Origin of the sequence: Rhodococcus jostii RHA1 (assembly GCF_000014565.1) — a bacterium.
GTDB lineage: Bacteria > Actinomycetota > Actinomycetes > Mycobacteriales > Mycobacteriaceae > Rhodococcus_F > Rhodococcus_F jostii_A.
In genome coordinates this window covers 1,947,719-1,962,098 of the sequence record NC_008268.1, presented here as the reverse complement: position 1 = coordinate 1,962,098, position 14,380 = coordinate 1,947,719, and the positions used below count along the sequence as shown (strand labels likewise).

The 14,380-nt window shown below is 70.7% G+C and carries 11 protein-coding genes; 9 read left to right on the top strand and 2 right to left on the bottom strand.

Features of this window, described 5'->3' with window-relative positions:
• The first annotated feature begins 13 nt into the window (after positions 1-13).
• The 8 genes from RHA1_RS08970 to RHA1_RS08935 all read left to right on the top strand — a co-directional run bounded on the left by RHA1_RS08970 (position 14) and on the right by RHA1_RS08935 (position 12,218).
• Positions 14-925, top strand: a complete 912-nt coding sequence (locus RHA1_RS08970) for a LysR substrate-binding domain-containing protein (protein WP_011594765.1) — start codon at positions 14-16, stop codon at positions 923-925.
• Between the two features lie 135 nt (positions 926-1,060).
• Positions 1,061-2,374, top strand: coding sequence for an MFS transporter (locus RHA1_RS08965; RefSeq protein ID WP_011594764.1), 1,314 nt, complete (start codon positions 1,061-1,063; stop codon positions 2,372-2,374).
• 1 nt (position 2,375) lies between these two features.
• Positions 2,376-4,322, top strand: coding sequence for an FAD-dependent monooxygenase (locus RHA1_RS08960; RefSeq protein ID WP_011594763.1), 1,947 nt, complete (start codon positions 2,376-2,378; stop codon positions 4,320-4,322).
• Positions 4,323-4,331: 9 nt separating this feature from the next.
• Positions 4,332-6,065: a dihydroxyacetone kinase subunit DhaL gene (gene dhaL / locus RHA1_RS08955; protein WP_011594762.1), complete on the top strand. Its 1,734-nt coding sequence runs from the start codon at positions 4,332-4,334 to the stop codon at positions 6,063-6,065.
• A gap of 125 nt (positions 6,066-6,190) precedes the next feature.
• Positions 6,191-6,988: a hypothetical protein gene (locus tag RHA1_RS08950; RefSeq protein ID WP_011594761.1), complete on the top strand. Its 798-nt coding sequence runs from the start codon at positions 6,191-6,193 to the stop codon at positions 6,986-6,988.
• 120 nt (positions 6,989-7,108) lie between these two features.
• The gene (locus RHA1_RS08945) at positions 7,109-7,396 is read left to right on the top strand and encodes a hypothetical protein (RefSeq protein WP_005252344.1); all 288 of its coding nucleotides are present in this window, start codon (positions 7,109-7,111) and stop codon (positions 7,394-7,396) included.
• Positions 7,397-7,401: 5 nt separating this feature from the next.
• Complete coding sequence (locus tag RHA1_RS08940) at positions 7,402-11,913, top strand: cation-translocating P-type ATPase (protein WP_041811284.1); 4,512 nt, start codon at positions 7,402-7,404, stop codon at positions 11,911-11,913.
• A 32-nt stretch (positions 11,914-11,945) separates the two neighbouring features.
• A complete protein-coding gene (locus RHA1_RS08935) occupies positions 11,946-12,218 on the top strand; it encodes a hypothetical protein (RefSeq protein ID WP_009474531.1) in 273 nt (90 codons plus the stop codon).
• 13 nt (positions 12,219-12,231) lie between these two features.
• Here RHA1_RS08935 and RHA1_RS08930 read toward each other — a convergent pair whose 3' ends face one another.
• Positions 12,232-12,738, bottom strand: a complete 507-nt coding sequence (locus tag RHA1_RS08930) for a WKL family lipoprotein (RefSeq protein ID WP_005252352.1) — start codon at positions 12,736-12,738, stop codon at positions 12,232-12,234.
• 113 nt (positions 12,739-12,851) lie between these two features.
• Positions 12,852-13,121: an ANTAR domain-containing protein gene (locus RHA1_RS08925; RefSeq protein ID WP_041811282.1), complete on the bottom strand. Its 270-nt coding sequence runs from the start codon at positions 13,119-13,121 to the stop codon at positions 12,852-12,854.
• A gap of 135 nt (positions 13,122-13,256) precedes the next feature.
• On the opposite strand from RHA1_RS08925, the gene RHA1_RS08920 reads away from it, so the two are divergent.
• Positions 13,257-14,354 (top strand): GIY-YIG nuclease family protein, encoded by a 1,098-nt coding sequence (locus RHA1_RS08920; protein ID WP_029539383.1) that lies wholly within the window; start codon positions 13,257-13,259, stop codon positions 14,352-14,354.
• The last annotated feature ends 26 nt before the right edge of the window (positions 14,355-14,380 follow it).

Below are 14,380 nucleotides of genomic sequence, written 5' to 3'. Positions count from 1 at the left end.
CTACCGTTCTTGCATGCCCCGCCCCGACAACGTCCCCGTGTACACGATGCGCCAGCTGGCGGCGTTCGTGGCGGTCGCGGAGACCGGAACGATCAGTGGTGCGGCGGAGCGGATGCACCTGTCGCAGTCGGCGCTGTCCGCGGCGGTGACCGACCTGGAGAAGGCACTGAAGGCGCAATTGTGTGTGCGCAGACGCGCCCGCGGTGTGCAGCTGACCCCGACGGGGGAGGCGGTGCTGTCGCGGGCGCGCGCCCTGTTGCAGCAGGCGGGGGAGCTGCAGTCCGACGCGTCCGGGGAGGGCGGTGTCGTCGCGGGGCCGATCGCCGTCGGCTGCTACCCCGCGCTCGGCCCGACGATCCTGCCGTCGATGTTGTACGCGTTCACCGCCGAGTACCCGCGGGCGTCCGTGGAGTTCCGGGAAGACACGCAGAACCGGTTGCGGACGCAGCTCGAGGGCGGCGAACTGGACGTCGCCATCGTCTACGACCTCGACCTGTCCCCGGAGTGGCAGACCGTGCCGCTCATGACCCGGGAGCCGATGGTGGTGCTCGGGGCGGAGCATCCGCTGGCGGGCGTCGACGGGCCGGTGCGGCTCGCGGATCTGGCCGAGCACCCGATGGTGCTGCTGGACGCGCCACCGAGCACCAACCATGCGATGGACGTCTGCCGGGAGGCCGGTTTCGCGCCCCGGGTGGCGTACCGCACCGCCAACTTCGAGACGGCGCGGGCCTTCGTCGGACGCGGTCTGGGGTGGACGCTGCTGCTGCAACGACCCCGGGTCGACGTCACGTACGAGGGTCTGCCCGTCGTCGTGAAACCGATCGCCGAACCGAAACCGGCGTCGGTGGCCGTGGTCGTGGCATGGCATCAGGAGGCGACGCTGAGCCGGGTCGCGCGAGCATTCATCCGGTTCGTCACGGCCTGACCTGCCTATTCGCGCCTTCCACGGTTTTTCCGCAATTCATGTGGGGATAGTCCCGCTTTTCAGACGTATGTGAGTCGGGTCATTGTTTTCCGGTAGCGGATGAGTGTGCGCGCAGCAGAACCGGGAAGGCAGACGATGACGGCAATCACCGAGGCGACACCGCCGGTGTCTCACAAGGAAGCGCGCAGGGCAGTCCTGTCGAGCTTCGTCGGTACCGCGATCGAGTGGTACGACTTCTTCATCTACGGCACCGCCGCAGCCCTGGTGATCGGACCGCAGTTCTTCCCCGGCGCGTCGACGTTCGCCGGAACCCTCGCCGCATTCGCCACGTTCGCGGTCGGCTTCATCGCCCGCCCGATCGGCGGTGTCGTCATGGGCCACTTCGGTGACCGCATCGGACGCAAGTCGATGCTGGTGCTGTCGCTGACCATGATGGGCGCCGCGACCGTCGGCATCGGCCTGCTCCCGAACTTCGAGGCCATCGGGGTGGCCGCACCCATCCTGCTGGTGGCGTTGCGGTTCGTCCAGGGCATCGGCGTCGGCGGCGAATGGGGCGGCGCGGTACTCATGGCCACCGAGCACGCCCCCGAAGGCAAACGCGGACTGTACGGCGCGGCACCGCAGATGGGCGTCCCCGCCGGAGTGATCATGGCGAACGTCGTGTTCCTCGCCGTCACCCAGCTGCTGCCGGACGACGCGTTCCAGACGTGGGGCTGGCGGGTGCCGTTCCTGATGAGCGCCGTGCTCGTCGGCGTCGCGATGTGGATTCGGCTCGGAGTCTTCGAGTCCCCAGCCTTCGCGGAGGCCAAGGAGAGCGACACGATCGTGAAGATGCCGATCGTCGAGGTGCTGACGAAGAACTGGCGGACGGTGCTGCTCGCGGCCGGCACGTTCATCGCGACCAACGGCATCGCCTACGTGTTCATGGTGTACGTCCTGACGTACGGCACGAAGGAACTCGGATACAGCCGAGCCACGATGCTCACACTGCTGATCGTCGCGTGCCCGGTCTGGATGGCGGGCATGGCCCTGTCGGCCTGGAAGTCGGACGTGCTCGGCCGGCGCCGCGTGTACACGTGGAGTTCGATCGCACTCGTGATCGTGGCCGCGGTGTTCTTCCCGCTCATCGACACGGCGTCGATCCCCGTCATGCTGCTCGCGATGATCGTGATGGCGGCGGTGCTCGGTACCACCGCGGGGCCGCAGTCGGCACTGTTCGCGGAACTCTTCCCCGCCCACATCCGCTACAGCGGTGCGTCTCTCGGCTACCAGATCGGCGCCATCCTCGGCGGCGGGCTCGCACCGTTCATGGCGACGTGGCTGTTCGAAGCGTTCGGCAGTTCGACGGCCGTCACCGCCTACTTCGTGGTGATCGCCGTGGTCAGTCTCGTCTCGATCCTGCTGTTGCCGGAAACCAACACCAAGCGCCGGGAAGCGGAGGCCGCCTGACATGTCCACCTACTTTCAGCCACAGAAGTACCCGGTAACGGAATTCGCGTCGACCGGTGCAACCGACGAGGCCCTGCCCGTCGTCGTCGTGGGCGCGGGCCCGGTCGGCATGGGCGTCGCGCTCGGCCTCGCGCAGCGCGGGATCCCCGTCACCGTGCTCGAGGCCGCCGACCAGGTGTCGTTCGGCAGCCGCGCCATTTGTATCTCCCGGCACAGCCTCGAGGTGGCGGCCCGGCTCGGCTTCGGCCCGGAACTCGAGAAGATCGTGCTCCCCTGGGTGGGTGGGCGCAGCTTCTACCGCGACGAGCAGGTGCTGCACTTCGAGATGGCGCACGGCGAACACGACGTCCGCGGGCCCATGGTCAACGTGTCGCAGTCCGAGATCGAACAGATCATGACGGACACGCTGCTCGCGCACCCGCTGATCACGTTCCACTGGTCGTCGAGCGTCGCCGGGGTGCTGCGGTCGGACGAGGACGTGACGCTCGACGTCGACACCGCGTTCGGTGCGCGCCGACTCCGCGCGCGGTGGGTGGTGGCCGCCGACGGCGGCCGCAGCCGGATGCGCGAACTCGCGGGAATCCGGTTGCAGGGAAACAGCTATCAGGGCAACTACGTGATCGCCGACATCCACTGGGAATCCACGCTGCCCGCCGAGCGGATGGTGTGGTTCGACCCGCCGAGCAACCCCGGCTCGACGATCATCATGCATCAGCAACCCCGCGACATCTGGCGCATCGACTACCAACTCGACAGTTCCGACGACGCCGAACTCGAGACGCAGGAAGACCGCATCCGCGACCGGATCACCCGGCACCTCGACTGGCTCGAGAACGACGTGCCGTGGACCCTGGAATGGCACGGCTTCTACCGCGCGCACGCGCTCGCGCTGGACGACTTCACGCACGGTCGCATCCTGTTCGCCGGGGACGCCGCCCACCTGGTGCCGATCTTCGGTGTCCGCGGGCTGAACTCCGGCATGGAGGACGCCGAGACCCTGGCCTGGACACTGGCCGCCGTCGTCCACGGGACCGCGGACGAGTCTCTCCTGCAGGCGTATTCGGCCGAACGTCGCGCCGCCTGGCGGCAGAACGTCGACAACGCGGGCAAGTCGACGCTCATCATGTCGCCCGGCAGCCACGGGTACCGCACCACCCGCGACGCGGTGCTGGCGCTGGCCACGACCCGTCCGGAGTTCGGTCACCTCATCAATCCGCGGCAGTCGAGTGCGACGCACGCGCACCTGTCGCCGCTCACGTGGCCGGTGCCCGAGGGGACGACCGGCGTGCTGTCCGGGGATCCGATGGAGGACCGGCGCGTCCGCGTCGTCACCGCCGAAGGGTCGGTGGAGTCTTCGCTGAACCGGGTCCGGGGAACGGGTTTTGCGCTCCTCGGTGTCGGAGTCGACGCGGCCGGTGCCCGGAGGATCGCCGCACACGCGTCCGCGCTCGCGATGGCGCTGTCGCCAGAATCGGTGCGGGCGGTCGTCGTCCCGGCACCGGGGGCGGCGGTGGACGCGGCGGCCGACCTGACGGTCCTCGACGACCCCGACGGTGCGCTGCCGACCGCTCTCGGCGCGTCCGCGGGTGAGTGCTTCGTGATCCGCCCGGACGGACTCGTCCTGTGCCGGATCCGCGACCTGTCGCTGCTCGGCAACGTTCACGACCACCTGAAAACGGCAACCGCACCCACGCTGGGCGTCGTCCCCGCGCACACGGAGGCGACGGCGGCACCGGACGGCCTGCTGCGCGAGAACGTGTGGATGGGACTGTCGGAGGCGCTCGACCAGGCGGACGAATCGGACCGCGAGGGATTCCTGACCCGGCTCGCGTTGCTGCTCGGATCGCAATCGGGCCTGCGGGAGTTCGAGGAAGCACTGGCCGCCGCCTCCCACGTGAGTGGCAAAGTGTGCTCCGGCACTCCGCGGCACTCACATGTGGACGCTTAGCCTGGGAGCATGGCGCACCCACAGTTCCTGAACTCGCCCAAGTCCTTCGTCGTCGACGCGCTCCGCGGGGCCGTCGCCACCACCGACGATCTCGAATGGCATCCGGAACCGGGTTATCTCACACGGCGGGAACCGTTGCCGTCCGGGCAGGTCGCGTTGCTGTCGGGCGGCGGGTCCGGGCACGAACCGCTGCACGCCGGGTTCGTCGGCCGGGGCATGCTCACCGGAGCCTGCCCCGGCCTGATCTTCAGTTCGCCCAACGCGCTGCAGGTGCGGGCCGCCACCCGGGCCGTGGATGCGGGCGGCGGCGTCGTGCACATCGTGAAGAACTACACCGGCGACGTCCTCAACTTCCGCATCGCCGGCGAACTGGCGGCGGAGGACGGCATCACGGTCGAGCACGTGCTCGTCGACGACGACGTCGCCTCCGAACGGGAGGACGGACCCGGACGTCGCGGTACCGCGGCCACGATCGCGGTCGAGAAGATCTGCGGCGCTTCGGCCGAACGCGGCGACGACCTCGCCACCGTCGCGGAGTTCGGGCGACGCACCGCCCGGAATTCCCGCAGCATGGCGGTCGCGCTCAGAGCGTGCACCGTTCCGGGGGCGGACTCGCCGTCGTTCGACCTCCCGGAGGGGCAGATCGAACTCGGGATCGGCATTCACGGCGAACGTGGAACCGAACGAGTCGACGCGATGGGGGCGGCCGAACTGGTCCGCCGGCTCACCGACCCCGTCCTCGCCTCACTCGGCGTGGAGCGGGGCGAGCCGGTGATCGCGATCGTCAACGGGCTCGGCGCGGCCCATCCGCTGGAGCTGCAACTGCTGTTCGGTGAGCTCGCCGACCACCTCGCGGAGCGGGGTGTGGTGATCCGTCGCTCGCTGGTCGGGAGCTTCGTCACCGCCCTCGACATGGACGGCGCGTCCATCACACTGGTGCGCTGCGACGACAAGCTCCTCGACCTGTGGGACGCTCCGACCGCCGCGCCGGGATGGCCGAACGCCCCGGCTGGGGAATTCCGTGGCATCGCAGACGAATCCGAGGTGCGGTTCCGGTCGAACGTCGCCTCCCGCGAGGACGAGGCGGAGGTGCCCGGCACCGCCGACACGATGGGCCGGGCAGCGGTGGGCGCGTGGATCGTCGCGTTCGTGGAGAAGGTGCTCGCCGAGGAACCGAACCTCACCGACCTCGATCGCCGCGCGGGCGACGGGGACTTCGGCACCAACATGGTGGCCGCCCTCGACCACGTCGGCGTGCCCGGGATCCGCGACCGCTACTCCCCGGCGACGGTGTTCGAGTCACTGTCCGACGCCTACCTCGGTCATGCGGGCGGCACGTCCGGCGCGCTGTTCGGTGTCTGGTTCCGGCAGTTCTACCGGGTGGCCGCCGACGCACCGCACGGACTGGACACGAAGGCGATCGCCGCCGCGGCACGAGCAGGCCTCGACACGATCCAGGAACTCGGCGGGGCGCAACCCGGCGACAAGACGATGATCGACGCCATCGCCCCTGCCGTCGCCGCCCTCGAATCGGCCGTCGCGGCCGGGAAGAGTCCGGCCGAGGGTTTGGCCGAGGCCGCGGACGCCGCCGCCCGCGGTGCCGCGGCGACCGCGGACATCACTGCGCGGCGCGGGCGGGCCAGCTACATCGGTGAGGCGGCGCGCGGCGTCGTGGACCCCGGTGCCCTGGTGCTGTCGTGGTTCTTCGCCGAGGCAGCCGAAGCGGCACGCCCGGTCGGGTAGTCACCGAAACCGGGCTCGGCACGTAAGGTGAGGAGAAGAACCCCCGAGTCGTGCTGTGCAAACCCGTCGCCACACCTCTCTCCACCTGCGTACGGGACGCAGAATCAGGGACGGACACGTAGACAGTGGAAGACACCGCCAGCCGGGGAATCCAGGCTTTCATCGCCGACGTCGTGGAACGGGGCGGCAAAGCCGTCAGGCTCACCCACTCGCGACGTAACCCCGTCCAGGTCTGGGGCGACGACGGCACGAGTCGCATCGTGCGGGTGCGCTCCAAGCTCAGCGGCGACTGGCAGGCCCGCAAGCAGGACGAATCGCTCGACGACGACGACACCGGCTCGCAGTTCTGGGTGTTCGTGGATCTCGCGAGTTCGCCGGAGGAGTTCTTCGTCGTGCCCTCCTCCGAGGTCGCCGACGACATCCGCGCCGAGGTGGATCTGTGGATGATGGACACCCCGGGCCGCACGCGGACCGGGCACCACGCGATTCCGCTGAGCCGGATCGCGCACGGACGCGGGCGCTGGGATCTTCTCGGGTTGGCGGGGGAGAAGGACCCCAGCCGGTACAGCGACGCGCAACGCGCGACGACGGCGGCGGCGTTGCACGCTGATGCCGTCGCGCGCGCTTCGGCCCGGAAGAAGCCGGCCAAGGCGGCGGCGGCGTTGGAGGAACTGATCGATAGCCGACTCGAGGTCGTGGCCGACTTCGAGGGATATCGGTTGGTCGGACGGTTCGACCCCGACACCCAGACTCTGGAGATCATGCGTGGTCCGATGCAGGGCCGCCGGTTCCCCGACCCCACGACGGCGGCGACCGCCGTTGCCAGTCACATCAGCGGAGACGTCGAGACCCACGACGGCTGGGAATTCTGGCGCACCGAACAGGGTGATCGAATTCCTATGGGACAGAACAGTATCCGGTAGGCGCTGAGAGTTCCCTGAAAGTGTTCCGGCGTGCGGCGGTTGAGAATACCCTGAGGTGGGTACCGCAGACATGATCCGCCGTGCAACGGCGGTTGTGGCCACGGCCGATGGGAGCTCATCATGCGAATCGTCGACGGCACAGTGCACGCCGTGTCAGGTGCCGCGAACGCGACGACCAGTGCGGTCGGCGCGGTCGGAGGGGCCGCGATCGGTGGTGTGGTCGGCGGAGTGCGCGGAGCGGCGAGCGGGGTCCGGTCCGGAATGGAGAGCGGGAGTCATTCGACGCCTGCCGCCGCGCTGACCTTGGCCGCCGTCGGCGCGGCCGGACTGGTCGAGTGGCCGGTGCTCGTCACCGTGGGCGGGGCGGCGCTCGTGCTGCGGCAGTTCGGCGCGGGTTCCAGGCAGTAGCTGCCGTGGGACTCGGTCGATACGTCCGTGCCGCCGCCTCCCTGCCGGTGCGCGGCGCCGGTGTCGGACTCGGGGTGGCGTCCTTCGGAGGCGCGGTCGCAGTCGATCTGATATCCACCACCGCGCGGACCGCGACGCAGATCGCCACCGAGGTGCTCGGGGGAACCCCGGCCCGCCGCACGAGTTCCGGACACGGTCGTGCCTGGATCGAGGTCCGCGGACTCGACGGGCCTCGCGGGGATGACGTGGCCGCGACCGTTCTCCGCGCCGTCCGAGAGACCGCCGGTGTGGCGGGAGCGGAACTCAACCGCGCGCTGTCCCGACTGGTGGTGACGCTCGACGAGGACGGACCGTCGGTGGCCACGCTGTGTGCCGTGGTCGCGGGCGCGGAGGGTGTCGCGCGACCGATCGCCCGCGGTGCCGTCCGCGACCGGCCCCGAGAACTTCCCGGCGACGACGTCGTACTCGCCGAACGCGCCCTCGCACTCGCCGCCGTCACGACGGGCCTGGTCGCGGCCGCCGGCGTTCGCCTGCTTCCAATGCCCACCCTGCCGGCGGCGGTGCCTGCCGCCGCAGTCACGTTCGTCAACTATCAACCGCGATTGCGCAGCATGGTCGAGGACCGGCTCGGGCCGGACGCCGCCGAACTGCTGCTCGCCACCGCTCAGGCCGTCGGCGACGTGCTGCGGCGGGCACCTGCGTCACTCGCCGTGGACGTGGCACTGCGGTCGGCGATCGCGGCGGAGGCGTGGTCGGGCCGGCGGGTATGGCACCGCCGCGAACCCGAACTGGCCCGGGCCCCCGCGGACGACACGGATCGCCCCGCCCGCGCACGCGGCGCATCGGGACCGGTGGAGCGGGACGTGGACCGGGCGGCGATCGCGCAGTGGGTGGGCGCGACCGCGGTGGGAGCGGCGACCCGAAGCGTCGCGGGCGCCGCGGACGCGGCCCTGGTCGCCGCGCCGAAGGCGGCGCGCACCGCGCGTGAGGCCTTCGCCGCGACACTCGGCCGTGGACTGGCCGATCGACATGCCGTGCTGGCCCTGCGTCCCGGCGCGCTGCGCTGCCTGGACCGGGTCGACGCGGTGGTCGTGGACCCGGCGGTGCTGCACACAGCGGAGCTCCGGGTGAGCGGCATCCGTGCGGTTCGGGACGCCGACCGGACGAGAGTGTGGGAGGCCGCTCGATCTGCCGTCGAGGCCGGCGCCCTCGGGGTGGGCTGGCACGCGCTGACCGACCTGCCGGACGACGTCGCCGCGGCAGCTGTGGACGAAGATGCCGCCGTACTCGTGACGCCTGCCCACCATCCGAGCGCGGCGGCCGTGCTCGCGCAGGCGCGCACGTCCGGCGCCCAGGTGGTGTCGGTGAACGTGGACACGCTCGGCGGACTCCGCTCGGCGTTCGACGATCTGCTCCCCTCGAGCGGATCACTGGACGCGGACCTGCGCGACGCCGTCGCGCAGTTGCAGGCCAACGGCGCGTCGGTGGCGGTGGTCGCAAGCCGGGCGCCGCACGCCCTGTCGTCCGCCGACGTCGGTATCGGTGTCCTCGCCGACGACGCCCCGCCGCCGTGGTGCGCGGACCTGCTGGTCGACGACCTCGTCGGGGTCTGGCGGGTGCTGCGGTCCCTGCCGGACGCGCGGACGGCGAGCCGGCGTGGCGTCGAGATCGCAACGGCGGCGTCGATGCTCGGTGCGCTCGTCATGCTGCCGGGAGTGCGTGGGCGCGGACCCGGACCCGTCACGGTCGGCGCGGCCGCAGGACTGTGGACGGGGCACTCCCTCGCGCGCAGTGTCCTGCGGGCCGAGGTTCCGCCCGCCGCCCCGGTTCACGCCTGGCACGAGATGCCGGTGACGGACGTGCGCCGGCTGCTGCCCGCGCGCGACGACGAGGAGGCCGCGGCGTCCCGGCGCCGGTCGGTGAATCTGGTGCTGACCCCGGTCGAGGCGATCGGGCGGCTCACCGCGTGGCCGGTCGGGCTGGCCTGGGATTTCGGCCGGGCCATGCGCACGGAACTGTCGGATCCGCTGACCCCCGTCCTCGCCACCGGATCGGCGGCGAGCGCCCTGCTGGGGTCGCCGATCGACGCGGTGCTCGTGGGGTCCGTGCTGGCGGGCAACGCCGCGCTGTCGGCCGTGCAACGCCTGCACGCGGAACGTCTGCTGAACCGGTTGCTGGCGGCGGGCGATCCGCCCGCGCACCGCGTCGCCGGGTCCCCGGAGCGCCGCGTGACCGAGCGGGTGGAGGCCTCCCGGTTGCGGCCGGGCGACGTGATCGAGATCGGCCCCGGCGAGGTGGTGCCCGCCGACGGCCGGCTCGTCGAGGCGTCGGGCGTCGAGGTCGACGAGTCCTCGCTCACCGGGGAATCGCTGCCGGTGAGCAAGCAGCCGTCGCCGACCCCGGGCGCGCCGCTCAGCGAACGTGCATGCATGGTGTTCGCGGGTACCACGATCCTCACCGGCACGGCGTCGGCGATCGTCACCGCGGTCGGCGACGCAACGGAAGCGGGACGCGCGGGTGCGCTCACCCCCGCGAGTGCGTCGCACGTGGGTCTGCAGGCGCAGCTCAGAAGCCTCACCGACCGGGTGCTGCCCGTCAGCGTGGGCGGTGGGGCCCTGGTCACAGCCGTGGGGTTCTTGCGAGGCACCGGACTGCGGCAGGCCGTCACGAGCGGCGTCGCGGTCGCGGTGGCGGCGGTTCCCGAGGGGCTTCCGCTGGTCGCGACCTTGGCGCAGCAGGCCGCCGCACGCAGACTGACGAAGTCGGGCGCGCTGGTGCGGGCACCGCGGTCCGTCGAGGCGCTCGGCCGCGTCGACGTGGTGTGCTTCGACAAGACGGGCACCCTGAGCGAGAACCGCCTGCGGGTTGTCACCGCCGTCCCGGAACCGGGGTTCGATCGCGAGGACGTCCTCGCGTGCGCGGGCCGGAGCGCCGTGACGCCCGACGGCGGTCCGGCCGCGCATGCCACCGACGTCGCGATCGCCGACGCGGCAGTGGGTCTGCTTCCGCGGGAGGACGACCGGAGCAGCGTCCTGCCGTTCCGCTCCGGCCGGCCCTACTCGGCCGCGCTGTCGGGGACGCAGCTGTCGGTGAAGGGTGCACCGGAGGTCGTGGTCGCGGCGTGCACCGGTATCGACGCCGACGCCGTCCACGACACCGTTCTCGGCATGGCTGCCGACGGATTGCGCGTCATCGCCGTCGCCCGCCGGACCGTCACGTCCTTCCAGGCGCGCCGCGCGGCCGACGACGCCGCGGTACTCGACGATCTGTGCGGCAGCGACCTGCACCTCGTCGGACTGCTCGGGCTGGCCGACACCCCACGCCCCGAAGCGGCCGGACTGCTGCCGGACCTGGAACGGCTACAGGTCGGGGTCCGGCTGATCACCGGCGACCATCCCGTCACCGCCACCGCCATCACACGGGAGCTGGGACTGGCCGTGTCGTCCGAGCAGGTGATCAGCGGGACCGACTGGGACACCCTCTCGCACCGGGGGCAGGAGAACGCCGTCGAGAAGTGCGTCGTCTTCGCCCGGATGTCGCCCGAGAACAAGGTGCAGATCGTCCAGACCCTCGAACGCGTCGGTCACGTCTGCGCGATGGTCGGCGACGGCGCCAACGACGCGGCCGCGATCCGGGCGGCCAGCGTGGGGATCGGTGTCAGCTCGCGCGGCAGCGACCCGGCCCGCAGCGCCGCGGATGTGGTACTCCTCGACGGCCGCGTCGACGCGTTGCTCGACGCCCTCGACGAGGGCCGTCAGCTGTGGCGGCGGGTGCAGGCGGGGGTGTCCGTGCTGCTCGGCGGAAATGCCGGGGAGGTGGCGTTCGCCCTGATCGGCAGCGCGATCGCCGGACGGTCGCCGCTCACGGCGCGTCAGCTCCTGTTGGTGAACGTGCTCACGGACGCCCTGCCCGCTGCCGCGCTCGCGGTGAGCCCGCCCAACGAACAGGCCCGGGGAGAGGGCCGCGGACCGGACAGCGCTGCGCTGTGGCGGACCGTCGCGATCCGCGGCGCCGCCACCGCGGCAGGCGCGACGACGGCGTGGGCGCTGGCGAGCGTGACGGGCAGGCAACGCCGGGCGTCGACGGTGGGGCTGGTGGCACTGGTCGGCACGCAGCTGGGTCAGACGCTGATCGACTCGCGGAGCCCGCTCGTGGTGCTCACCGCGGGCGGATCACTGGCCGCACTCACCGTGATGGTCGGTACACCCGGGGTCAGCCAGCTCCTCGGCTGCACCCCGCTCGGACCGGTCGGGTGGGGGCAGGCGCTGGGATGCGCGGGTGCGGCGACCGCGGCAGCCGCGTTCGCACCGGGGCTGCTCGAAAAGCTTGCGGGCGATCAGTCGACGATGTCGATCACGCCCGCCCGCAGCAGCACGGCGTACACCTCCCGCAGCGGTGGGGTGAGGACACGGGTGACCACCCCGGTCAACGGGTCCCCGGCGGCGGAGACGACACCGGCAGCGGTCTGGGCGACGGAACTCAGCACAGCTGACACGGTCCGCGATCAAGGTGGCTGACCGGGAAACGGCACGGACAAGGGAGACGAACCATGGCCCAACAAACGTCGGAGGCGGAGTCGCAGAGCGACGCCGTCCAGCGGGTGCGGGAGGCGCGCGGCTTCGCGGTGCAGCTACCGATCCTCGGCAGGGTGCCGCTGCCGAGGCCCGAGCAACTGGCGTTCTTCGCGGCGATCGGCTTGCTCGCCGCCGTCGAGATCATCGAATGGCCGGTTGCCCTGACCATCGCGGCAGGACACATCCTGATCACCGATCAGCACAACCGCGCCGTCCAGGAGATCGGGGAGGCCCTGGAGGGCGCGTGACGCGGAAGTCCGGTCAGGCGGGCGGGCAGGCCGGTGACGTCAGCTGCGCGATCGCCACGATGGAGCATGCCGTCGCCTTCGACAATTTCCACGTCCCGTTCTCGCCGGGCACGAAGATGGCGGGCAGGGTGTTCTGCTGCACCTGGCCGTTGATCGTCAGCTGCAGCTGCGCGCTGGCGCTGCCGTCACCGTTGTCGATCACCGGGTCCAGGACCGTGACCTGCGCACCCGCCTGCTGGGCGGCGGCAGCGACCTGATTGAACAGGTTCGGGTCCTGCTCCGAACCCTCCACCATGGCGATCTTCTCCTCGAGGGGAGTGGCCGGGTCGAGGCCCTTGGCCAGCAGGGCGTTGAGTTCGGCCGCGGTGGGCAGAACGAGGTCGTCGGTGGTCTCGGCCGCCGCCGTGGTCGTGGACGTGGTGGTCGCGCTCGGCCCGGACGGCTCGTCGGAACCACAAGCGGACATCGTGAGGGCTGCGGCGATCGCTACCGCGGCAACCGTGATTTTGCGGATCGTCAACTCAGTTACCTCTTCGTATCTCGGTGCGCTGGTCGTTCGGTCTCACATCGAGTCTGAAGGTTTGGGCAGCGTCGCGCCGTCGAAGCCAGAGAATTCTCAGACTTCGACCGAATTCACGCGGCCGTACCGAACGCGCCGCGGTACGGAGTGGCGTGGCTCCACTGCAGAGCGGCAGCCGTGACGTCGGACGCGGGAAGGTCGTGGTGATGGGTCTGGATGAACGCGATCAGTGCGCGGGCGGTGCGCGCGAGGGCGACCTTGTGTCGGCGGGACGTCGCCGCGAGTTCGGTGAACGCGTCGTTCTCGGAGCATCCGCGGAAGGCGATGAGAATGCCGACCGCGATGTCGACGGCCGTGCGGGTGGAGTAGCTGGGCGCTGTCATGAATGTTCTCCCAACCTGCGTCGGAATGGGTACCACTCCATCCTCCCGCACTCGGTAGCACGTCGAAAGGGTTCGAATCTCCTCGAGCCTTCCTCGTGCGAGTTCTTCACCGAGGTTTTCCCTTACGGTAGGGACATGGCTACCGTCTGGACGATCCCGATCGACATCACTTCTCGCTGGCTCGACAATTCCGAGGTCCAGACTTTCCTCGCGTCCAACGACCTGGACAACGCGGCACCCGACCCCCGGGTGCGGTTCGCGCAGTTCGCGGACGTCACGAAGTCGCTGGAACGGCACATCGGGCACACCTTCTCCTCGGTGCAGGGCGCGGCCACCGCACTCTTCGACGGCATCGACGGCGGTGTACCCGTCGCGTTGAAACTGGCGGCGCTGCGCCTGATCCTGAAGGAGGTGTATCAGACCCGCCACGCGCCGCAGCCCTTCCCGAAGCGGGTCGGTGAGGAACTCGGCACCTACGTCTACGCGCTCCTCGATCCCCGCAACAGGTCGGTGTTCTACGTCGGCGCCGGGCGCGGCACCCGGGTGTACGGCTACGTGTGGGAGGCGTTGGCCGAGAACGAGCACCGGAAGACGCTCGAGGATCCGGAGACCGACACCGCCGAGGTGAAGGCCGCGACGATCGCCCGCATCCGCGAGATCTACGACTCCGGCCACGAGGTCGAGCACTACATCGTGGCGCATCGGATCGCCGACACCGGTGACGTCGCCGGTGCGGTGCGCAGCGGAGTCGTGGGAGCGCTCGGGCTGAACGACGGTGCCGTGCTCAGCAATCTCGCCGGTGGCGCGGGCGAGCATCGCGCGGTGCCCGTCGACGACCTCGTGTTGCAGTACGCAGCAGAACCCGTCCCGAACCTCCCCACCCCCTGCGTCGTCCTCGAGGTGCCCGCCGCATCTCGGCGCGGCGTGACGCCGGAAGAGGTGTACGAACTGTCCCGCGGCGCGTGGGCGGCGGGCGCTGCCGTGCGCAACACCGACGACATCCCGGTGATCGTGTTCGCGGACAACATCGTTCGAGCCGCATACCGTGCCAAGTCCTGGTCGTCGGTCGCACGACCCGGTGACGCGGCGCTGTGGCGGTTCACCGGCGAGCCCGACACCGAACTGGAGAGCCAATTCGTGAACAAGCGCATCGTCCCCGCCAAGGTCGGTCTGAAGAAGTGGCCCACCCACGGCTGGGTCCCGCACCTCACCCAGGCGCGCCCCGGCCGCTGACGTGCGTGGCGAAGCGTGCCCCGGCA